Source organism: Streptomyces endocoffeicus, assembly GCF_016741935.1.
In the GTDB taxonomy this organism is placed as follows: domain Bacteria; phylum Actinomycetota; class Actinomycetes; order Streptomycetales; family Streptomycetaceae; genus Streptomyces; species Streptomyces endocoffeicus.
The window spans coordinates 370,837-390,744 of the sequence record NZ_JAERRG010000004.1; the positions used below are offsets into that span (position 1 = coordinate 370,837).

Annotated in this window: 21 protein-coding genes; 7 read left to right on the top strand and 14 right to left on the bottom strand. The window is 71.4% G+C overall.

What is annotated here, in order from left to right:
* Positions 1 to 134 precede the first annotated feature (134 nt).
* Positions 135 to 1,175: an LLM class flavin-dependent oxidoreductase gene (locus JK364_RS14175; protein WP_201851255.1), complete on the top strand. Its 1,041-nt coding sequence runs from the start codon at positions 135 to 137 to the stop codon at positions 1,173 to 1,175.
* A gap of 38 nt (positions 1,176 to 1,213) precedes the next feature.
* Here the strand turns inward: JK364_RS14175 and JK364_RS14180 are convergent, their stop codons facing one another.
* A complete protein-coding gene (locus JK364_RS14180) occupies positions 1,214 to 1,606 on the bottom strand; it encodes an SCO5389 family protein (protein ID WP_037951008.1) in 393 nt (130 codons plus the stop codon).
* A gap of 211 nt (positions 1,607 to 1,817) precedes the next feature.
* On the opposite strand from JK364_RS14180, the gene nucS reads away from it, so the two are divergent.
* Positions 1,818 to 2,480 (top strand): endonuclease NucS, encoded by a 663-nt coding sequence (gene nucS, locus JK364_RS14185; protein WP_201851256.1) that lies wholly within the window; start codon positions 1,818 to 1,820, stop codon positions 2,478 to 2,480.
* A gap of 500 nt (positions 2,481 to 2,980) precedes the next feature.
* On the opposite strand, the gene JK364_RS14190 is transcribed toward nucS, so the two are convergent.
* From JK364_RS14190 to JK364_RS14205, 4 genes are all read right to left on the bottom strand, one after another.
* A complete protein-coding gene (locus JK364_RS14190) occupies positions 2,981 to 5,737 on the bottom strand; it encodes an ATP-binding protein (protein ID WP_201851258.1) in 2,757 nt (918 codons plus the stop codon).
* 223 nt (positions 5,738 to 5,960) lie between these two features.
* Positions 5,961 to 6,284, bottom strand: a complete 324-nt coding sequence (locus tag JK364_RS14195) for an STAS domain-containing protein (protein WP_201851260.1) — start codon at positions 6,282 to 6,284, stop codon at positions 5,961 to 5,963.
* Between the two features lie 155 nt (positions 6,285 to 6,439).
* Positions 6,440 to 7,288, bottom strand: coding sequence for a 3-hydroxyacyl-CoA dehydrogenase family protein (locus tag JK364_RS14200; RefSeq protein WP_201851262.1), 849 nt, complete (start codon positions 7,286 to 7,288; stop codon positions 6,440 to 6,442).
* A gap of 125 nt (positions 7,289 to 7,413) precedes the next feature.
* On the bottom strand, positions 7,414 to 8,055 hold the full coding sequence (locus JK364_RS14205; RefSeq protein WP_201851264.1) for a TetR/AcrR family transcriptional regulator: 642 nt from the start codon (positions 8,053 to 8,055) through the stop codon (positions 7,414 to 7,416).
* A gap of 80 nt (positions 8,056 to 8,135) precedes the next feature.
* On the opposite strand from JK364_RS14205, the gene JK364_RS14210 reads away from it, so the two are divergent.
* Genes JK364_RS14210 through JK364_RS14220 form a run of 3 tightly spaced genes read left to right on the top strand, consistent with a single transcriptional unit; the run spans position 8,136 to position 10,307 of the window.
* Positions 8,136 to 8,918 carry an ABC transporter ATP-binding protein gene (locus JK364_RS14210; RefSeq protein WP_201851266.1) on the top strand — a complete coding sequence of 261 codons (783 nt, stop codon included), beginning with the start codon at positions 8,136 to 8,138 and terminating at the stop codon, positions 8,916 to 8,918.
* Between the two features lie 37 nt (positions 8,919 to 8,955).
* Positions 8,956 to 9,711, top strand: a complete 756-nt coding sequence (locus JK364_RS14215) for an ABC transporter permease (protein WP_201851268.1) — start codon at positions 8,956 to 8,958, stop codon at positions 9,709 to 9,711.
* Positions 9,712 to 9,734: 23 nt separating this feature from the next.
* Positions 9,735 to 10,307 carry a cob(I)yrinic acid a,c-diamide adenosyltransferase gene (locus tag JK364_RS14220; RefSeq protein ID WP_201851270.1) on the top strand — a complete coding sequence of 191 codons (573 nt, stop codon included), beginning with the start codon at positions 9,735 to 9,737 and terminating at the stop codon, positions 10,305 to 10,307.
* Positions 10,308 to 10,402: 95 nt separating this feature from the next.
* Here JK364_RS14220 and JK364_RS14225 read toward each other — a convergent pair whose 3' ends face one another.
* Positions 10,403 to 10,954, bottom strand: a complete 552-nt coding sequence (locus JK364_RS14225; protein ID WP_201851272.1) for a hypothetical protein — start codon at positions 10,952 to 10,954, stop codon at positions 10,403 to 10,405.
* Positions 10,955 to 11,125: 171 nt separating this feature from the next.
* Here JK364_RS14225 and JK364_RS14230 point away from each other — a divergent pair, with 171 nt between their 5' ends.
* Together JK364_RS14230 and JK364_RS14235 are read left to right on the top strand one after the other, a co-directional pair.
* Positions 11,126 to 12,340, top strand: coding sequence for a sensor histidine kinase (locus JK364_RS14230; RefSeq protein WP_201851274.1), 1,215 nt, complete (start codon positions 11,126 to 11,128; stop codon positions 12,338 to 12,340).
* A 40-nt stretch (positions 12,341 to 12,380) separates the two neighbouring features.
* Complete coding sequence (locus JK364_RS14235; protein WP_307841270.1) at positions 12,381 to 13,070, top strand: response regulator; 690 nt, start codon at positions 12,381 to 12,383, stop codon at positions 13,068 to 13,070.
* A gap of 66 nt (positions 13,071 to 13,136) precedes the next feature.
* Here the strand turns inward: JK364_RS14235 and JK364_RS14240 are convergent, their stop codons facing one another.
* The 8 genes from JK364_RS14240 to atpE all read right to left on the bottom strand — a co-directional run bounded on the left by JK364_RS14240 (position 13,137) and on the right by atpE (position 19,881).
* Positions 13,137 to 13,586 (bottom strand): DUF2550 domain-containing protein, encoded by a 450-nt coding sequence (locus JK364_RS14240; RefSeq protein WP_198276172.1) that lies wholly within the window; start codon positions 13,584 to 13,586, stop codon positions 13,137 to 13,139.
* A 120-nt stretch (positions 13,587 to 13,706) separates the two neighbouring features.
* Positions 13,707 to 14,084 (bottom strand): F0F1 ATP synthase subunit epsilon, encoded by a 378-nt coding sequence (locus JK364_RS14245; RefSeq protein ID WP_046086211.1) that lies wholly within the window; start codon positions 14,082 to 14,084, stop codon positions 13,707 to 13,709.
* Between the two features lie 111 nt (positions 14,085 to 14,195).
* Positions 14,196 to 15,641, bottom strand: coding sequence for a F0F1 ATP synthase subunit beta (gene atpD, locus JK364_RS14250; protein ID WP_121824841.1), 1,446 nt, complete (start codon positions 15,639 to 15,641; stop codon positions 14,196 to 14,198).
* Between the two features lie 4 nt (positions 15,642 to 15,645).
* A complete protein-coding gene (locus tag JK364_RS14255) occupies positions 15,646 to 16,560 on the bottom strand; it encodes a F0F1 ATP synthase subunit gamma (protein WP_201851276.1) in 915 nt (304 codons plus the stop codon).
* Between the two features lie 2 nt (positions 16,561 to 16,562).
* Positions 16,563 to 18,134, bottom strand: coding sequence for a F0F1 ATP synthase subunit alpha (atpA, locus tag JK364_RS14260; protein WP_201851279.1), 1,572 nt, complete (start codon positions 18,132 to 18,134; stop codon positions 16,563 to 16,565).
* A gap of 90 nt (positions 18,135 to 18,224) precedes the next feature.
* Positions 18,225 to 19,040 carry a F0F1 ATP synthase subunit delta gene (locus JK364_RS14265; RefSeq protein ID WP_201851281.1) on the bottom strand — a complete coding sequence of 272 codons (816 nt, stop codon included), beginning with the start codon at positions 19,038 to 19,040 and terminating at the stop codon, positions 18,225 to 18,227.
* A complete protein-coding gene (locus JK364_RS14270; protein ID WP_037951034.1) occupies positions 19,037 to 19,600 on the bottom strand; it encodes a F0F1 ATP synthase subunit B in 564 nt (187 codons plus the stop codon). Before JK364_RS14270 ends, JK364_RS14265 begins: the two co-directional genes overlap by 4 nt.
* A gap of 38 nt (positions 19,601 to 19,638) precedes the next feature.
* Positions 19,639 to 19,881, bottom strand: a complete 243-nt coding sequence (gene atpE, locus JK364_RS14275) for an ATP synthase F0 subunit C (protein ID WP_020868408.1) — start codon at positions 19,879 to 19,881, stop codon at positions 19,639 to 19,641.
* Between the last annotated feature and the right edge of the window lie 27 nt (positions 19,882 to 19,908).

Sequence of the window (19,908 nt, forward strand, 5' to 3'; positions counted from 1 at the left end):
CGTCGTCCACACCCGTCCTCTGATCATCATGAAAACTTCATGCCTGGCCGTGCCCTTGGCACGTGTCAGGCGTTAATGCCTATGGGGGGATGCCCGCGCCGGCACTTCAGCCGCGACAAGGAGGCAGGTTCACGATGGATGTGGGGGCTTTCATCCTGGCCGCTCAATTCCCAGGCCAGGGACAGGAGGAGGCGCTGCACCGGGCGGTGCGGTCGGCCGAGCTCTCCGAGGAGACCGGGCTGGACGCGGTCTGGGTCGCCGAGCACCACTTCGTTCCGTACGGCGTCTGCCCGTCCGCGGTCACCCTCGCCGCGCTGCTGCTGGGACGCACCCGCCGGATCGGCGTCGGTACGGCGGTGAGCGTACTGCCGACCGCGCATCCCGTCGCGCTGGGTGAGCAGGCGGCACTGCTCCATCTCCTCTCCGGGGGCCGGTTCACGCTGGGTGTCGGCCGCGGCGGACCCTGGGTGGACCTCGAGGTCTTCGGCTCGGGTCTGCGGGCGTACGAGCAGGGCTTCCCCGAATCGCTCGATCTGCTGCTGCGCTGGCTGCGCGAGCCCCGGGTGGGGGCGGACGGCGAGCGGTTCGCCTTCCGCGAGGTGGCGGTGGTGCCGCGCCCCGACGACGCCCTCGCCGGGCCGGTGGTGGGCGCCCCGCCGGTGGTCGTCGCCTGCACCTCGCCCACCAGTGTGCGGCTGGCCGCCGAGCGCGGGCTGCCCATGCTGCTCGGCATGCACTGCGGGGACGAGGAGAAGGCCGAGGTGGTCGGCCTGTGGCGGAAGTCCGCGCTGGCGGCGGGCCGTTCACCGGAGCACGTCGAGGCGGTGGCGGCGCGCCATGTCTCGGCCGGGGTGGTGCAGATCGCGGACACCCGCCCCGCGGCGGCCGAGATCCTGACCAAGGCGATGCCCGGCTGGCTGCGGCAGGGTCTTGAGGCGCATGTGACGGTCGACGGCCGGGAGCGCCGGATGCGCGACCCGGTGGCCTACGCGGAGCTGCTGTGCGAGCTGCACCCGGTGGGCTCGCCGCGGCTGTGCGCCGACCGGCTGGCGGCGACCGCCGAGCGCACCGGGATCCACCGGTTCGCGCTGCTGGTCGAGGGGTCGGGCGATCTGGCGGCCACGGAGGAGAACGTACGACGGCTCGGTGGTGAGGTGCTGCCGCTCCTGCGCTGATACACCTCCCCCTGGTGGAGCGGCAGCGGGACGTCCCGTCAGCAGTCGCGGAGTTCGGGTGACTGGTTGAGCAGCTGCCCCCGGACCGAGGTGAAGCGGGCGAGGCGCTCGTCGGCCGATGCGTCCATCGGGAAGACCGCCACCCGGTGACAGTTCTGGAAGGCCAGCCGCACCCCGAAGTGACGCTGCAGCGCGCCGCGTATCGCGTCGCTGGCGAGTGCGCGGAGCAGTTGACCACGTGCCTGCTCGTCGGGCGGCGGCGTCTGGTTGTCGGCGAACTCCCCGCCGTCCACCTTCAGCTGGGCCACCAGCGAGCTGATCATCTCCCATGCGTACGGTAGGGAGTTCCGGACGCAGTCGACGAAGGCCGCTTCGTCGACCTCGCCTCGCTCGGCCTGTTCGAGCAGGGCCGGTGAGACGTCGAGCGACATGGGTTCTCCTCTCGCGACCCCGCGCGCGGGGTCTCAGGGATGGGAAGGGCGGACGGCGACGCAGCGTACCCGTCCGACGACCGCCCGCTTCAACGGTAATTCGGCCACTGCGCCCGCACCAGGAGAATGGGCACACAACCAGCCATCGGCGAAGGGGTCCATCGACGGACGAATCGCGTGCGGCGGTGGTGGTCGAGTAGCGTTGCCGACCATGCGTCTCGTCATCGCCCGGTGCTCGGTGGACTACGCCGGCCGCCTCACCGCCCACCTCCCCTCGGCACCCCGTCTGATCCTGGTCAAGGCCGACGGCAGTGTGTCCATCCACGCGGACGACAGGGCCTACAAACCCCTCAACTGGATGTCTCCGCCGTGCACGCTGAAGGAAGGCGACGACGATGTGTGGACGGTCGTGAACAAGGCGGGCGAGAAGCTCATCATCACCATGGAGGAGGTCCTCCATGACTCCTCGCATGAACTCGGCGTCGACCCTGGCCTGATCAAGGACGGTGTCGAGGCCCATCTGCAGGAGCTGCTCGCCGATCGTATCGAGACACTTGGCGATGGCTGGACGCTTATTCGGCGTGAATACCCCACCGCCATCGGCCCCGTGGACATTCTCTGCCGCGACGCGGACGGGGCGACGGTCGCCGTGGAGATCAAACGCCGTGGTGAGATCGACGGTGTCGAGCAGCTCACCCGCTATCTCGAACTCCTCAACCGGGACCCGCACCTCGCCCCGGTGAAGGGCATCTTCGCCGCCCAGGAGATCAAGCCCCAGGCGCGCGTCCTCGCCACGGACCGGGGCATCGGCTGTGCGGTGCTGGACTACGACGCGCTACGGGGCATCGAGGACGACAAGCTCCGGCTCTTCTGACGCGGGACCCGCTCCGACGCGGGGGGGGCGGGGCCGCGAGGCCCCGGCCCCCTTGCCGTCGTACGACCTCACCCCCGGCCCTCGAAGCCGGGCCCCGACGAGGCGCCCGGCGAAGCCGCACAGCGGCACTTTCCCCTCCCCGCCCCTTCCCGCAGCATCGATCTGCGGCTCCGCCGCGCGGCAAGGGCTTCGCCCCTGGACCCCGAGGTCTCGGGCCGCTCCGGTGCGGGGCGTAGGGCAGAGCCCCCACCCGGGACCTCGGGCGGAGCCCCCGCCCGGGACTTGGGGCAGAACCCCGATCCGGGACCTTAGGCAGAGCCCCCATCCGGGGTCTGGGGCGGAGCCCGGGGCCGGGGTCTGGGGCGGAGCACCAGTTTCGGGGAGGGGCGGGGTGGGGGACAGTCCGCCGCAGGCGTCCGGACACCCCCGCGCCGAGCACATCACGCCACTGGCGCGGCGCGCCCCCTGGCGTGATCCGGCCCCCGTACGCCCTTCCCCCGCTACGCGACCGGCGTGGCCGTGCTCGGCGCCGTGTGGGTCGTGGGGGCGCTCGCGGTGGTGGAGGTGTCCCCGGTGGGGGTCGTGGTCGGGGACGACGTCGTGGGCGTCGGCTTGGTGGGCTCGCCGGTCGGCGTCGGCGGCCTGCTCGTCGGCGGCTTGGTCGTCGGCCGCGGGTCGGAGGTCGTGGGGTGCGAGGACGGCGGCGAGGGCGGCTGCTCGGTGTCCGAGGGCGAGCCGCTCGTGGACGACGGGCCGCTGGGCGCCGTGGAGCCGCTGGGCGAGCCGCTGCCGCTCGGCGCGGTCGGGGACGTGGACGCCTTCGGCACCCCGCTGAGGCCCGGCTGGGGGGCCTGGCTGGTGCCGCTTGTGGGCTCGTCGGCGGTCAGGCCCTTGTCGTCGTCCCGCTGACTGGCCGAACGGTCCGGCTTGACCTTGTCGGACGGGCTGTCGGAGTCGTTCCCCGAGATGCCCAGGGTCACCACGGTGCCGAGCACGGCCACCAGCAGCACACCCGCGGCCGCCGCGACCACATTGCGCCGGCCGCCGTGCATCGCCAGCCGCCGCAGACCGCCCGGCTTGCCGCCCGAGGGCCCGGCGGGGGCGGAGGCGGCGGTGGGGGCCGTGGGGGTGGCGGGGGCCGCCACGGAGGTCCGGGAGGCGGACGGGACCACCGCGGTCACCGCCGTCGTCGCCGCCGTCGTCGCCGCCGCAGTCACCGCCGTTGTCGGCGCCGTGCTGCCTATGGCGGCCATCGGCGTCGTTGTCGCCACCTTCGGGGTGACGATCGTGGTCTCGGTGTCGTCCGGCGCTCCGTCGGCCGCCGGGGGCGCCGCGTCGTCCTTACGGTTCCCACCGCTCGTCCCGAACGCCCCGGCCATCGCCGAGCCGGGCGAGCGGTCGGCGACCAGCGCCAGCGCGCGGCGGCCCGCGACCGTGCCCCGCTTGTCCGCGAGGACGCCCCGCAGCCCGATGGACGCCTCCAGTTCGGCGCGGGCCCGGTCCAGATGGCCCGTGCACAGCGCGAGGACGCCCAGCTCGTGGTGGAAGTACGCCTCGTCCGCGACCTGCCCCGCCAGCCGCGCGGCCTCCTGGCCGTGCCGCACCGCGCGCTCCCAGGCGCCCCAGTGCAGCGCCGCGGCGAGGGCGGGCGCGGCGGCGCGGCCCAGGAGTACGGCGGCGTCGGCGTGGCCCGCCTCGCGGCTGCCGATGAGCGCGGTCATCGCCGCGAGGATCGCGTCGGCCTCGGCGGCGACGCGCTCGGGGGCCACCGAGGGGTGTGCGGCCCACCAGGCGTAGTGCTGGGCGACGGTGTGCGCGCGCTCGGCGTCCTCGTCGGCGTAGCCCGCCTCCGCGAGCTGGGCGGTGACGCGCGCCGCCAGCCGGTAGTGCGATCCGGCCGGGGTGACGAGGCCGCAGCCGAGCAGTTCGCCGAGGGCCGCGTCGGCGTGGGTGTCCGCGGACAGGGCGCGCAGATGCACCTGGTGCGGGCATTCGCCGCCGAGCGCGACCGCGAAGCGCAGCGTGTCCTGAGCCGCCCCGCTCAGCCGGGCGGCGAGCAGCGCGGCGGGGGACGCCGCCTCGGCGATCGAGGGCAGCGGGATCCCGGCCTCCGGCGCGGAGGCGTCGTCGCCCTGGGCGTCGCGCCGGGCGTCCTGGTGGGCGTCGCGCCGGGCGTCCCGGTGGGCGTCCCGGTGGGCGTCACCCTCGGCGTCCCGCTGGGCGTCCCGCTGCCGCAGCAGCGCGCCCGCCTGGACGAAGCGCAGCGGCAGCCCCTCGGACTCGAACCACAGGTCCGCGGCCCAGCTCGCCTCGTCCTCGTCCAGGGGCCGTCGTGCGGCCCGCTCGAGCAGTTCGAGTCCGGCCGTACGGCTGAGCCCGGAGAGGAAGACCTCCTCCAGGTGGGAGTCGGGGGACGGCGCCGGGACATCGGGGGTGGCGGAGATCAGGAACGCGCATTCGGGGGTCGCGTCGAGGAACTCGTCCAGCGCGGCGCCGCCGAACTCGATGTCGTCGAGGACGACGACCGCGCCGATCTCCTGGACCGCCGCCAGCAGCTCCGCGCGGTCCGGCCGGTGGAGCGGGGCGCTGAGGACGGCGGCGTAGAGGTCGTGGAGGAGGTCGGTGGGGGTGCGGTGGTAGCCGGAGAGGCGTACGACACCGTCGGGCGCGAGCTGCTCGCAGTCGGAGGCGACGGCCTCCAGCAGGGTGCTGCGCCCGGCGCCGGAGGGCCCGGTGACCCGCACCGAGCGGCCGCGGGCGAGCAGCCGGGCGAGCCGGTCCCGCTCCTCGTCGCGCTCCAGCACCGGCAGCTCGGGCAGGACGGTGCCGGACGGGCGGGGCGCGGCGGCGGCGCGGCGCAGCTCGGCCCGTTCGTCGGGGTCGTGGCGCTCGGGACGGGCGGGGCGCGCACCGGGCGGGCAGGGTGCTATCTCGCTGCCGTCGACGGGGTTGACCGTCAGCAGATGGTCACCCGCGACGATGCGCGCGGTGCGGGCCGGGGAGGCGGAGGCGGAGGCGGGCGCGGAGGAAGTGGAGGAGGCGGAGGAAGCGGACGACGAGGCGGAGGAGGGCGGGGAGGCGGACGCGCCGGGCACCGGGGCGCCCAGCGGGGGCGTCGGTACGTCCCCCGTCGGCCCCGGCGGGCGCGGCGACGAGCCGTCGTCCGGGCCATCCGCCGCACGCGACGCACCGGAAGCCGCACCCGGCGCGGCCTCGTCGTGGCCGTGCTCCTGCGATCCGCGGTTCTTCGGGTCCACTGTCCTTGCCCCCCAGATGCGTGGCGTGCTCCAAGGCTCCCCGGCCTGCCTTCGCTTCTGGTCCGGTGCCGCCGTAGGGAATGTGTCCGGCGCTCACCGAACCCCGGGCCGTATCAGACGGCCTGGACCTGCTCACAGTATCCACCGCGCCGGAGGGGGCCCACGCCACCCCGGGTAACCGACCGGGTAGCCGACCGCCCCCGGGGCGGGCGGTCCCCGCCGCTCAGACACGCGGCAGGGACTCGGCCTCCAGCCCGCCTTCGATCGCGAGGATGCGGTGCAGCCGGGTGGCCACCAGCAGCCGCTGCATCTGGGGCGGCACCCCGCGCAGCACCAGCCGTCTGCCCACCCGGCCCGCGCGGCGGTGCGCACCCATGATCACCCCGAGCCCGGTGGCGTCCCAGGAGTCCAGTTCGGTGAGGTCGAGGACGAGATCCCCGCCGCCCCTGTCGACGGCGGTGTGCAGGGCCGTACGGGCGTCCGCCGCGCTCCGGACGTCCAGTCGGCCCCCGACGACCAGCTCGGCGTGGTCGCCCCTGATGTGCATATGCGCTCCCCAATACGGTGCGTCGTGTCGTCAATGCGCCATTTCTGTCTACAGAACTGACTGCCTCTCACACGAGGAAGTTGCCGTCTGTAAGCGAACCGATACCGAAATCACCCAGGAGGGTGAGTTCTGGGCCTGGCGCCGCACCAAGGCCCTCAGTAGCGGTAGAAGCCCTCGCCGCTCTTCCGGCCGATGTCCCCCGCATCGACCATCCGGCGCATGATCTCCGGCGGCGCGAACTTCTCGTCCTGCGACTCGGTGTAGATGTTGTCGGTGGCGTGCAGCAGGATGTCCACGCCGGTCAGGTCGGCCGTCGCAAGGGGTCCCATCGCATGGCCGAACCCCAGCTTGCAGGCGGTGTCGATGTCCTCGGCCGTGGCGACCCCGGACTCGTACAGCTTCGCCGCTTCCACCACGAGGGCGGAGATCAGCCGGGTGGTGACGAAACCCGCGACATCGCGGTTGACGACGATACAGGTCTTGCCGACGCCCTCCGCGAACTCCCGTGCGGCGGCCAGGGTTTCGTCGCTCGTCTTGTGCCCGCGCACCAGCTCGCACAGCCGCATCATCGGCACCGGCGAGAAGAAGTGGGTGCCGACGACCCGCTCCGGGCGCCGGGTGGCCGCGGCGATCTTGGTGATCGGGATGGCCGAGGTGTTCGAGGCCAGGATCGTGTCGTCCTTGACCAGTTCATCGAGGGTGCGGAAGATCTCCCGCTTGACCTCGATCTTCTCGAAGACCGCCTCCACCACGACATCCGCGTCGGCGGCGGCGTCCAGGTCGGTCGTGGTGGTGATCCGGCCCAGCGCCCGTTCGGCCTCCTCCGCCTCCAGCTTGCCCTTGGAGACGAACTTGTCGTACGAGGCCCGGATGGTGTCCGTGCCGCGCCGCAGCGCCTCGTCGGTCACATCGCGCAGCACCACGTCCCAGCCGGCCTGGGCCGAGACCTGCGCGATACCGGACCCCATGAGTCCGGCTCCGATGACCACGAGCTTCTTGGCCACGACACACACCCCTCTGTTCGGTAGTTTCCGTCCGTTCCGCCGGCAGTCCGTCTGATCTGTCGACAGTCCGATGTGCCGGACCTTAACGTCCGTTCACCCCCGCGGGCAGCCCCTCGTAACGCGCGTCACGGTGTGTTCTTCGCCGCATAGTTGAGGACCGTGTCGCTCAGGAGCGACTCCATGACGTCGACCTTACGGAGGGCGTCCTCGGCGACGGCGTCCACACCGCCGCCCTCCGCGAGCCCGTGGATGATCGAGCGCAGCACCGCGTTCTGCAACCCGACGAGCTGGTGGGCGATGAACTCGGGTCTGGGGTCCCCGGGGTCGGCGGCGGCCTCCTCGCGCAGGGTGACCCCGAGCTGGTGGACCGCCTTGCCCTGGATGGCGAAGAGCCTGGCCATCAGCGTCGGGGACGCCACGATGACCTGCCGGAACCGGTCGTAGCCCTCGCTCAGCCCGACGTAGGCGTGCCGTTCGCGGATGTCCTGGCGCAGCTGGTCCATCAGCGCCCGCGCCGCCGACTGTCCGGCCGCGCGCTCCCGTACGAGCCGGGAGGGGCGGTCGACGACCTCCTCCTCGCGGTCGACGAAGAGGTCCTCCTTGGTCGGGAAGTAGTTGTAGACCGTGTTGACGGAGACCTCGGCCGCCTCGGCGATCTCCGCGATCGTGACCGCCTCGAAGCCGCGCGCCATGAACAGCCCGGTCGCGACGTCCGAGATGTGCTGCTTGGTCTGCCGTTTCTTCCGCTCCCTGAGTCCTTCCGCCATGGCCTCATCCTAGCTTCGCTGGGGATCCTTGATTTTTGGGGTGATTGCAAAATTGGTGCGGCTCTGTTTTTCTGGGTCCCATGGCAGTCATCACGACGAATGGCCTCACCCGCACCTTCCGGACCAAACGCGGCCCCGTGGCAGCCGTGCGCGGTATCGACCTGACCGTCGAGCGCGGTGAGATCCTCGGCTTCCTCGGACCCAACGGAGCGGGCAAGACCACCACGCTGCGCATGCTCACCACGCTGCTCCCGCCCACCGGCGGCAGCGCCACCGTCGCCGGGCACGACCTCGCCCGCGATCCGGCCGGGGTGCGCCGGCGGATCGGCTATGTGGCCCAGTCCGGCGGGGTCGATCCGACCGTCTCCGTACGGGAGGAACTGGTCACCCAGGGGCGGCTCTACCGGATGGGCAGGGCCGAGGCGACCGCCCGCGCCGGGGAGCTGGCCCGGGACCTGGGCCTGGCCGAGCTGCTGGACCGCCCCTGCGCCGCACTTTCCGGCGGCCAGCGGCGGCGGCTGGACATCGCCCTCGGCCTGGTCCACCGGCCCGAGGTCCTCTTCCTGGACGAGCCGACCACCGGGCTCGACCCCGGCAGCCGCGCCGACCTCTGGCAGCTGATCCGCCGGCTGCGCGCCGAGCGCGGCATGACGGTCTTCCTGACCACCCACTACCTGGACGAGGCGGAGGCGCTGTCCGACCGGCTGGTCATCGTCGACCAGGGCCTGGTGGCCGCCGAGGGGACGGCGGAGCGGCTCAAGGCCGAGCACGGCGGCGCACCGGACGCCACCCTCCAGGACGCCTTCATCGCCATCACCGGGCGCGGCACCGCACCCCGGAACCCCGCCCCGCTCGCCGTCTGACCAGGACACCTGCCCCCAAGCCCCGGAGGAAGGCCCGATGCCTCATCTCGTCTCCGACACGGCCCTGATATTCGGCCGCTACGCCCGCCAGACGCTGCGCTCCAAACCCGCCCTGATCTTCGGGATGGTCCAGCCGCTGCTCTTCCTCGTCTTCTTCGGCCCGCTGCTCACCGATCTGCCGCTCGGCGGCCGGGCCGGCTCCTGGCAGACCATCGTCCCCGGCATCCTCGTCCAACTCGGCCTGTTCAGCGCCTCGTTCACCGGGATCGGGCTGATCCTCGAGCGCCGTACGGGCGTCATCGAGCGGATGCGGGTCACCCCGGTCAGCCGGCTGGCGCTGCTGATGGGCCGGGTGCTCAAGGACGTCGTACTGCTGCTGACGCAGTCCCTGGCGCTGGTGTGCGTCGCCGTGGCGCTCGGGCTGCGCGCCCCGGTGCTGGGCGTGGCGATCGGCTTCGTCTTCGTCGGCGTGCTGACGATCTCGCTCGCCTCGCTCTCCTACGCGCTGGCGATGCGGGTGTCCTCGCCGCAGGGGTTCGCGCCGGTCATCAACTCCGTCACCATGCCCGCGATGCTGCTGTCCGGGATTCTGCTGCCGATGTCGCTCGGGCCCCGCTGGCTCGACATCGCCTCGCACTTCGTTCCGTTCCGCTATTTCGTGGACGGGGTGCGGGCCGCCTTCGCCGGGGAGTACGGGGACGGGAAGATCGCGCTGGCCGCGCTGGTCGCCACCGCGCTCGCGGCCGTGGCCGTCACCCTCGGGGCGCGGCTCTTCCAGCGGGCCGGAGCGTAGGACCGCCGCGTAGGCTCGGAGCCATGGTCAATCTCACCCGCATCTATACGCGTACCGGCGACACGGGCTCCACCGCCCTCGGCGATATGAGCCGCACCGCCAAGACCGATTCGCGGATCGGCGCGTACGCCGACGCCAACGAGGCGAACGCCGCGATCGGGGTGGCCATCGCACTGGGCCAACTGCCCGCCGAGATCGTCAAGGTGCTGGTCCGCGTCCAGAACGACCTGTTCGACGTGGGCGCGGACCTGTGCACACCGGTGGTGGCGGACCCCGCCCATCCGCCGCTGCGCGTGGAGCAGGGCTATGTCGACAAACTGGAGGCGGACTGCGACCACTTCCTGGAGGGGCTGGAGAAGCTGCGCAGCTTCATCCTCCCGGGCGGCGCCCCGGGCGCGGCACTGCTGCACCAGGCGTGCACGGTGGTGCGTCGCGCCGAGCGCTCCACCTGGGCGGCGCTCACCGAGCACGGGGACTCGATGAACGCGCTCACCGCCACCTATCTCAACCGGCTCTCGGATCTGCTGTTCATCCTGGCCCGCTCGGCCAACAAGGAGGTCGGCGACGTCCTGTGGGTCCCGGGCGAGAACCGCTGAAAACCACGAGCCCCGCCGGCCCGGCCGCGCGTATCGCGCGTCGCCGGGGCCGACGGGGCGGGGCGGGGCCCTGCGTCGTCTGCCCGTTACGGGGGTTAGCGGGCAGACGACGCGGAGCGCTCCCGCTTGGGAAAGAGCGTGTAGCTGAGCGCGATGACCACGTTGATACCGATCAGGAACAGCATCTTCTGCTGCCAGTCGCGCAGCGAGCCGATCTCACCGTCGTCGCCGACGTACCAGATCGCGCCCTGGAGCAGTGCGATGGCGATGACCGCGGCCAGCACCCAGCGGCCCGCGGTCTTCCACTCGTGCAGGGTCTTCCCCGCGCCGTACTTCGCGGGCTTGACCGGCGGCGGCCCGCCGAAGAAGCGGTGGGCCACCCGGGCGTCGACCCATTTGATCGTCGAATGGCCGAGCGCGGCCGAGTAGCCGATATAGACCGCGGCGAGGCCGTGCTTCCAGTCCGGTTCGGCACCGTTCCGCAGGTCGATCACGGTCGTCACGAACAGCACCAGCTCCAGCAGCGGCTCGCACAGCAGCACCACGGTGCTCGCCTTCGGCATGTTCGCCACGTAGCGCAGCAGAAGGCCGATGGCCAACAGCACCCAGAAGCCGACCTCACAGGCGATGATCAGCGCGACAACCACGATGTTTCCTCTCTCGCTCTGCCCTTGGTCCCACCCTCTCCCGGTGATCGGGGCCCGCGCGTCGTCGTCGGCGATGAAACCCGACTGCATCCTTCGATGTACGCCGCCGGGTGACGGGCCCGGCCCCAAGAGGGAGGCCCGCGCGGCGCGCCACGTGGTGTGATGGGTGCCATGCCGTCCCGTCCCCAACTGCCGCGTCCCCACCGGCATGACGTTCTGATCGCCCTCTGCGGACTGCTCGGCGGGGCCCTGATGTGGGCGCTGGGGGTGAGCAACAACCATCCGTTCTTCCACGCGCCCCGATCGCTGGGACTGATCGCGCTGGTCGTGATCTCGGCGGCCGTGCTGCTGCGGCGCTCCAGGCCCCTCATCGCCCTGGGCGTGGGGACCGCCGCGCTCGGCATCGACGTCCTCAGCGGCGGGCTGTCCGTGACGTTCCTGATCTACACCGACCTGGTGTACGCGGCCGTCATGTACTCCGGCCCCCTTGCCGCCCGGCGCATCCCGCAGCTCTGCGGGCTCATCACGGGGCTGGCGACCGTGGTGCCGCTGGCCATCTTCGGCAACCCGGTGACGCTGCTGATCGGCCCGTTCGTCGCGCTGCTCACCCTTACCCCGGCGTGGACCGGGACGGTGGTCCGCAACCACCGCGAAGAGGCCGCGGCCGCCCGTCTGGAGGCGGAACGCGTCGCCCTGCTGGCCGAGTTGGACCGGCGGGAGGCGGTCGCCTCCGAGCGCTCCCGGATGGCGCGCGAACTCCACGACATGGTGGCGAACCACCTGTCGGCCATCGCCATCCACTCCAGCGCCGCGCTCTCCCTGAAGGACCCCGCCGCGACCGACGAGGCACTCGGCGTCATCAGGGAGAACAGCGTGCGGGGCCTGACCGAGATGCGCCGGCTGATCGGGCTGCTACGGGACCCCGGGGACACCTCGGAACCGGCCGCCACCTCCACCCTCGACGCGCTCGACACCCTGCTGGAGCAGGCCCGCACCAACGCGCGCCCCGGCGGCCAGGACATCGTCCTGTGCGACGAGCGGCCGGACGGCGCCGCCCCGCTGCCCGCCCCGGTCGAGCTCGCCGCGTACCGCATCGTCCAGGAGTCGCTCACCAACGCCCTCAAGCACGCCGCACCCGGCCGGGTGGACGTGACGCTGGCGCACCGCGCGGACGGCCCGCTCGAGGTCAGCGTGATCAGCCCGTACGGCGACCGCGAGGGCCCCCGGGCGCCCGGCTCCGGCACCGGGCTGATCGGGATGCGCGAGCGGGTGTCCCTGCTCGGCGGCACGCTCGACGCCGGACCCGTCACCGGACCCCGGGGCACGGTGTGGCGGGTGCGGGCCGCGCTGCCCCGCGGTGACGAGAGCGCGCAGAGTGTGCCGTGACCCTTCGACGACCATGACCCTTCGACGACCAGGAGCCACCGTGACCCAGCCCGCCCCGCCCTCGGGTACCGCGTCCGAGCGGATCCGGGTTCTGGTCGCCGAGGACCAGAGCGCGGTCCGCTCCGGGCTGGTGCTGATACTGCGGTCCGCCCCCGATGTCGAGGTGGTCGGCGAGGCGGTGGACGGCCTCCAGGCGGTGGAGATGGCCCGGGCGCTGCGCCCCGATGTGGTGCTCATGGACGTCCAGATGCCCCGGCTGGACGGGGTGTCCGCCACCCGCCAGGTGGTCGCCGAGCAGCTGGCCGATGTGCTGGTGCTGACCACGTTCGACCTGGACGAGTACGTCTTCGGGGCGCTGCGCGCGGGCGCCTCCGGGTTCCTGCTCAAGGACAGCGAGGCGGCCGATCTGATCGAGGCGGTCCGTACGGTGGGGCGCGGCGAGGGCATGATCGCCACCGCGGTCACCCGCCGTCTGATCGCGGAATTCGCCCGGCCGCAGCCCGCCCCCTCCCCCACCACCCCCAGCCCCGAGGCGCTCGCCACGCTCACCCCGAGGGAACGGGAGGTGCTGGCCTGTCTGGGGCAGGGGCTGTCGAACGCGCAGATCGCGCAGCGGCTCACCATGGCGGAGGCGACGGTGAAGACACATGTCAGCCGACTGCTGAACAAGCTGGAGCTGCGCAGCCGGGTCCAGGCCGCGGTACTGGCCCAGGAACTGGGCGTGCGCTGAGCGCACCGCGGGGAGTGCCGCGATGTCGATGTGTCGTCGGCCGACCGCGGCGTCGTCGTGGCTTGCTCAGGCCACGTTGACGCGCTGGCCGGGGGGCGCGGCCTCGAGCCAGGCCAGAAAGCCGGTCAGGGCGTCGTCGCTCATGGCCAGCTCCAGCCGGGTGCCGCCGTGCCGGCAGGCGAGCACCACCGCGTCGGAGAGCAGCGCCAGCTCCTCCTCGCCCTTGGGGGTGCGCCGCTCCAGCACCTCGATCGAGGCGCGCTCCAGGATTCGCCGGGGCCTCGGCGCGTAGGAGAAGACCCGGAACCACTCGACGCGGTCACCGTTGTAGCGAGCGACGCCGTACACCCAGCCCTTGCCGCTGGGCTCGGATTCGCTGGGCGGTGGATCCCAGCGCAGCGAGCAGTCGAAGGTTCCGCCGGACCGCTGGATCAGCCGCCGCCGGAGACCGAAGACGAAGAGTCCCACCACCACCAGCGCGACGACCACGCCGCCCACAAGCAGAGCGAGGACCATCTTCACCGACCTCCTCGCGTCATCCGGAAAAACCGCACCTGCATCGCCTCAGCCGCGGACCGCTGAAGGGGAGCTCCAGCGAGGTCCGCGGCTGAGGTTTTCCGACCGTACGTGACAGGCTCAGTGCGCTCCCGCCACCGCGCGCAGCCGGACGTCGGCGCGCCGCTCGGCGGCGGCGTCCGCCTCCGACTTGGCACGCTCCAGCGCCCGCTCCGCGCGCTTCACATCGATTTCGTCGGACAGCTCCGCGACCTCGGCCAGCAGTGAGAGCTTGTCGTCCGAGAACGAGATGAACCCACCGTGCACCGCGGTCACGACCGTCCCGCCGTCGACCGAACGGATGGTCACCGGGCCGGACTCCAGCACACCGAGCAGCGGCTGGTGGCCGGGCATGACGCCGATGTCACCCGATGTGGTGCGCGCGATGACCAAGGTGGCCGCACCGGACCAGACACTACGGTCCGCCGCGACCAGCTCGACATGCAGCTCAGCAGCCAACGTGGCTCCTCGGGTCTCTCCCTGCCGGGTCGGGCAGGGCTTTCGTCAAAGAATAACGGGCGTACGGAGAGGGGCGGGACCGGGCCCACCCCTCTCGCGGAGCTACCGGGCTCAGGAGACGCCCAGCTCCTTGGCCTTGGCCTTGAGGTCGTCCAGGCCACCACACATGAAGAACGCCTGCTCGGGGAAGTGGTCGAACTCACCGTCGGCGATCGCGTTGAACGCGGCGATGGACTCGTCCAGCGGCACGTCCGATCCGTCGAGACCGGTGAACTGCTTCGCCGCGTGGGTGTTCTGCGACAGGAAGCGCTCGATACGACGGGCGCGGAAGACGGTGAGCTTGTCCTCCTCGCCGAGCTCGTCGATGCCCAGGATGTTGATGATGTCCTGGAGGTCCTTGTACTTCTGCAGGATCGACTTCACGCGCGAGGCGCAGTCGTAGTGGTCCTGCGAGATGTAGCGCGGGTCCAGGATCCGGGACGTCGAGTCCAGCGGGTCCACCGCCGGGTAGATGCCCTTCTCCGAGATCGGCCGGGAGAGCGTCGTCGTCGCGTCGAGGTGCGCGAAGACGTTGGCCGGGGCCGGGTCGGTCAGGTCGTCCGCGGGGACGTAGATCGCCTGCATCGAGGTGATCGAGTGGCCACGGGTCGAGGTGATGCGCTCCTGGAGGAGGCCCATCTCGTCGGCCAGGTTCGGCTGGTAGCCCACCGCGGAGGGCATCCGGCCGAGCAGGGTCGAGACCTCGGAACCGGCCTGGGTGAAGCGGAAGATGTTGTCGACGAAGAACAGCACGTCCTGCTTCTGCACATCGCGGAAGTACTCCGCCATGGTCAGACCGGCCAGGGCGACCCGCAGCCGGGTGCCCGGGGGCTCGTCCATCTGGCCGAAGACCAGCGCGGTCTGCGGGAGCACGCCGGACTCGGCCATCTCCTCGATCAGGTCGTTGCCCTCACGGGTGCGCTCGCCGACACCGGCGAACACGGAAACGCCCTCGTGCAGCTTGGCCACACGCATGATCATTTCCTGGATGAGGACGGTCTTGCCGACGCCCGCGCCGCCGAACAGGCCGATCTTGCCGCCCTTGACGTACGGGGTCAGCAGGTCGACGACCTTCAGACCGGTCTCGAACATCTCGGTCTTGGACTCGAGCTGGTCGAAGGCCGGGGCCTTGCGGTGGATGGACCAGCGCTCGGTGACCTCGGACTCGGCCTCGGGCTCGTTGAGGATCTGGCCGAGGGTGTTGAACACCCGGCCCTTGGTGACGTCGCCGACGGGCACGGTGATGCCGGCGCCGGTGTCGGTCACGGCGGCCTGGCGGACCAGGCCGTCGGTGGGCTGCATGGAGATGGAGCGCACCAGGCCCTCGCCGAGGTGCTGCGCGACCTCGAGGGTCAGGGTCTTCTTCGCCCCGTCCTGGGCCGGGTCGGCGACCTCGACGGTCAGCGCGTTGTAGATGTCCGGCATCGCGTCGACGGGGAACTCCACGTCGACGACCGGGCCGATGACCCGCGCGACGCGGCCGGCGGCCACAGCGGTTGGCTCAACAGTGGTGGTCATAGTGTCAGTCACTCCCCGCGGAGGCGTCGGCCAGAGCGCTCGCGCCACCGACGATCTCGCTGATTTCCTGGGTGATGTCGGCCTGGCGGGCCGCGTTGGCAAGCCGCGTGAGCGACTTGATGAGTTCATCGGCATTGTCGGTCGCCGACTTCATCGCCCGCCGGGTGGCCGCGTGCTTGGAGGCGGCGGCCTGGAGCAGGGCGTTGTAGATACGGGCCTCGACATACCGGGGCAGCAGGGCGTCCAGGACGTCCTCGGCCGACGGCTCGAAGTCGAAGAGCGGGAGGATCTCGCCCTTCTTCTCCTGCTCCTCCGCCGTCCCCTGGAGGCTGAGCGGCAGCAGCCGGTCCTGGACCGGGGTCTGCGTCAGCATCGAGACGAACTCGGTGAAGACGATGTGCAGCTCGTCCACGCCGCCCTCGGCCGTGTCCTTGAGGACGGCCTCGATCAGCGGGCCCGCGATCTTCTTGGCGTCCGCGTAGGTGGGGCTGTCGGTGAAGCCACCCCACGACTCCGTGACCTTGCGCTCACGGAAGGAGTAGTACGCCACGCCCTTGCGGCCGACGATGTACGCGTCGACCTCCTTGCCCTCACGGGTGAGCCGCTCGGTGAGCTCCTCGGCCGCCTTGATCACGTTGGACGAGTAGCCGCCCGCCAGACCCCGGTCGCTCGTGATGAGCAGCACCGCGGCGCGGGTCGGGTTCTCGCTCTCCGTGGTCAGCGCGTGCTGGGTGGTGGAGCCCTTGGCGACCGCGCCCACCGCCCGGGTGAGCTCGGTGGCGTACGGAGTCGACGCGGCCACGCGACGCTGCGCCTTGACGACGCGCGAGGCGGCGATCATCTCCATCGCCTTGGTGATCTTCTTGGTCGCGGAGACGGACTTGATCCGCCTCTTGTAGACCTTGGCCTGGGCACCCATACTCAGCCCTCGCCCAGCAGCTTGCCGTCCGAGGTCTCGAACTGCTTCTTGAAGCTGTCGACGGCCTCGCCCAGCGCCGCGATCGTGTCGTCGGACATCTTGCCGCCCTCGACGATGCTGGTCAGCAGCCCCTTGTGCTCACGGTGCAGGTAGTCCAGCAGCTCACGCTCGAAGCGGCGGACGTCCCCGACCGGCACATCGTCCATCTTGCCGTTGGTGCCGGACCAGATGGAGACGATCTCGTCCTCGGTGGAGTACGGGGCGTACTGGCCCTGCTTCAGCAGCTCGACCATGCGCGCACCGCGCTCCAGCGACGCCTTCGAGGCCGCGTCCAGGTCGGAACCGAAGGCGGCGAACGCCTCCAGCTCACGGTACTGGGCGAGGTCCACCCGGAGCCGGCCGGAGACCTGGCGCATCGCCCTGTGCTGCGCGGAACCACCGACTCGGGAGACCGAGATACCGACGTTGAGGGCCGGCCGCTGGTTGGCGTTGAACAGGTCCGACTCCAGGAAGCACTGGCCGTCGGTGATGGAGATGACGTTGGTCGGGATGAACGCCGACACGTCGTTGGCCTTGGTCTCGACGATCGGCAGACCGGTCATCGAACCGGAGCCCATGTCGTCGGAGAGCTTGGCGCAGCGCTCCAGCAGCCGGGAGTGCAGGTAGAAGACATCACCCGGGTAGGCCTCACGGCCCGGCGGGCGGCGCAGCAGCAGGGACACCGCGCGGTAGGCGTCGGCCTGCTTGGACAGGTCATCGAAGACGATCAGGACGTGCTTGCCCTGGTACATCCAGTGCTGGCCGATGGCCGAGCCGGTGTAGGGCGCCAGGTACTTGAAGCCCGCCGGGTCGGACGCCGGGGCGGCGACGATCGTCGTGTACTCCAGGGCACCGGCCTCCTCCAGCGCGCCGCGCACGGACGCGATGGTGGAGCCCTTCTGACCGATGGCGACGTAGATGCAGCGGACCTGCTTCTTCGGGTCGCCGGAGCGCCAGTTGTCGCGCTGGTTGATGATCGTGTCGACGCACAGCGCGGTCTTGCCGGTCTGCCGGTCACCGATGACCAGCTGACGCTGGCCGCGGCCGATCGGGGTCATCGCGTCGACGGCCTTGTAGCCGGTCTCCATCGGCTCGTGCACCGACTTGCGCTGCATGACCGTGGGGGCCTGCAGCTCGAGGGCGCGGCGGCCGTCGGTCTCGATCTCGCCGAGGCCGTCGATCGGGGCACCCAGCGGGTCGACCACGCGGCCGAGGTAGCCCTCGCCGACGGCGACCGAGAGGACCTCGCCGGTGCGGTGCACCTGCTGACCCTCCTCGATGCCACTGAACTCACCGAGGACGACCGCACCGATCTCGCGCTCCTCGAGGTTGAGGGCGAGGCCGAGGGTGCCGTCTTCGAACTTCAGCAGTTCGTTCGCCATGGTCGAGGGCAGACCCTCGACCTTCGCGATGCCGTCGCCGGCAACGCTGACCGTCCCGACCTCCTCGCGCGAGGCCGCGTCCGGCTTGTACGCCTGGACAAAGTTCTCCAGCGCGTCCCGGATCTCCTCCGGCCGGATCGTGAGCTCCGCCATCTGGGTTCCCTGCTCTCCTTGTTGGGCCCGAAGTGTTTGACTACGGCCCAACTCGGGCCGCTTACATGCTTGTTGAGTTGGTGGCTTCAGTCAGCCGGCCATCCGCCGGGTCGCCCCTTCGAGGCGGTCCGCGATGGTCCCGTTGATGACCTCGTCGCCGATGCGCACCGAGATCCCGCCCAGGACCTCGGGGTCCACGTCGAGGTTCAGGTGCATCTTCCGTCCGTACAGCTTCCCCAGTGCGTCACCGAGCCGCTGCTTCTGCCGGTCGCTGAGCGGCACCGCGGAGGTGACGATCGCGACCGTACGGTCCCGGCGCGCCGCCGCCAGCTTGGACAGCTCGTCGAGACCCGCCTCCAGGCTACGACCCCGCGGATGGGTCACCAGACGGATCACCAGCCGCTCGGTCCGCTGGTCGGCCCGGCCGCCGAGCAGCTCGCCGACCAGCCCGGACTTGGCGGAGACGCTCGCGCGCCGGTCGGTGAGCGCGCCGCGCAGCTCGGACGAGGAGGAGACGATCCGGCCGAACCGGAACAGCTCGTCCTCCACATCGTCGAGGGTGCCGGCCCGCTCGGCCGCGACCAGGTCGGCGGCACTGGTCAGCTCCTCGAGCGAGTCCACCAGGTCGCGCGAGCGCGACCAGCGGGCCCGGACCAGGCCGGAGACCAGGTCGATGGCCTCGCCGCCGACCTGCCCGCCCAGCACCCGCGCGGCCAGCTCGGCCTTGGCCTCGCCGGGCTGCGCCGGGTCGGTGAGGACCCGGCGCAGTGAGACCTCGCGGTCGAGCAGCGCGGTGACGGCGGCCAGCTCATCGGCGAGCTTCGTCGCGTCGACGGCGGTGTTGTCCGTCAGGGCGTCGAAGCGCTCGCGCGCGGCTGCCAGTGCCTCCCGGCTCGCTCCGTTCATCGGCCGGCCTCGGCCTTCGAGCCATCGGTCGCCTTCGCCTCGAGCTCGTCGAGGAACCGGTCGATGGTGCGGCTCTGCCGGGCCACGTCCTCGAGCGACTCACCGACGATCCGGCCGGCCAGGTCGGTGGCGAGCCTGCCCACGTCCTGGCGCAGGGTCTGAGCGGCCTGCTTGCGATCGGCCTCGATCTGCGAGTGACCGGCCGCGATGATCTCCTCACGCTGCCGCTGGCCCTCCGCGCGCATCTCGGCGATGAGCGCGGCGCCCTGCTCCTGCGCCTCCTGGCGCAGTCGCGCGGCCTCGTGACGGGCGTCGGCGAGCTGGGCTCGGTAGTCCTCGAGGACCTGCTGGGCTTCGGCCTGAGTGGCCTCGGCCTTCTCCATGCCGCCCTCGATCGCCTCGCGGCGCTCCTCCAGAACCCGGTTGATGTTCGGGAGGAGCTTCTTGGCGAGGAAGATGAAGACGATGGCAAAGGCGATCAGGCCGATGACCAGCTCCGGGATCGGCGGGATGAGGGGGTTCTCACTCTCCTCAGCCGCCACCTGTACCAGGGCGTTCACATCAGTGCCTTCCGTCTGTCGTGGTTAAAGCGGTCCGTTCAGGACTTGAAAAGGAAGCCCATGACGATACCGATCAGCGCGAGCGCCTCACAGAAGGCGAAGCCCATGATCTGGTTGGCGCGGATCAGGCCGGCCGCCTCGGGCTGACGGGCGAGGGCCTGGGTGCCGTTACCGAAGATGATGCCGACGCCGACGCCGGGGCCGATGGCGGCGAGACCGTAACCGATCGAGCCGAGGTTGCCGGTGACGCCGTCGGCGGCGAGGGTCTGGAGAGCGGACATGCCGGTTCTTCCTTTGCGTTTCATGGG

What these genes read in the sequence shown, in the direction of transcription:
- JK364_RS14175 (WP_201851255.1), top strand. Translation starts at nt 135, where the DNA reads ATGGATGTGGGGGCTTTCATCCTGGCCGCTCAATTCCCAGGCCAGGGA.
- JK364_RS14180 (WP_037951008.1), bottom strand. Translation starts at nt 1,606, where the DNA reads ATGTCGCTCGACGTCTCACCGGCCCTGCTCGAACAGGCCGAGCGAGGC.
- nucS (WP_201851256.1), top strand. Translation starts at nt 1,818, where the DNA reads ATGCGTCTCGTCATCGCCCGGTGCTCGGTGGACTACGCCGGCCGCCTC.
- JK364_RS14195 (WP_201851260.1), bottom strand. Translation starts at nt 6,284, where the DNA reads ATGCACATCAGGGGCGACCACGCCGAGCTGGTCGTCGGGGGCCGACTG.
- JK364_RS14205 (WP_201851264.1), bottom strand. Translation starts at nt 8,055, where the DNA reads ATGGCGGAAGGACTCAGGGAGCGGAAGAAACGGCAGACCAAGCAGCAC.
- JK364_RS14210 (WP_201851266.1), top strand. Translation starts at nt 8,136, where the DNA reads ATGGCAGTCATCACGACGAATGGCCTCACCCGCACCTTCCGGACCAAA.
- JK364_RS14215 (WP_201851268.1), top strand. Translation starts at nt 8,956, where the DNA reads ATGCCTCATCTCGTCTCCGACACGGCCCTGATATTCGGCCGCTACGCC.
- JK364_RS14220 (WP_201851270.1), top strand. Translation starts at nt 9,735, where the DNA reads ATGGTCAATCTCACCCGCATCTATACGCGTACCGGCGACACGGGCTCC.
- JK364_RS14230 (WP_201851274.1), top strand. Translation starts at nt 11,126, where the DNA reads ATGCCGTCCCGTCCCCAACTGCCGCGTCCCCACCGGCATGACGTTCTG.
- JK364_RS14240 (WP_198276172.1), bottom strand. Translation starts at nt 13,586, where the DNA reads ATGGTCCTCGCTCTGCTTGTGGGCGGCGTGGTCGTCGCGCTGGTGGTG.
- atpD (WP_121824841.1), bottom strand. Translation starts at nt 15,641, where the DNA reads ATGACCACCACTGTTGAGCCAACCGCTGTGGCCGCCGGCCGCGTCGCG.
- JK364_RS14255 (WP_201851276.1), bottom strand. Translation starts at nt 16,560, where the DNA reads ATGGGTGCCCAGGCCAAGGTCTACAAGAGGCGGATCAAGTCCGTCTCC.
- atpA (WP_201851279.1), bottom strand. Translation starts at nt 18,134, where the DNA reads ATGGCGGAGCTCACGATCCGGCCGGAGGAGATCCGGGACGCGCTGGAG.
- JK364_RS14265 (WP_201851281.1), bottom strand. Translation starts at nt 19,040, where the DNA reads ATGAACGGAGCGAGCCGGGAGGCACTGGCAGCCGCGCGCGAGCGCTTC.
- atpE (WP_020868408.1), bottom strand. Translation starts at nt 19,881, where the DNA reads ATGTCCGCTCTCCAGACCCTCGCCGCCGACGGCGTCACCGGCAACCTC.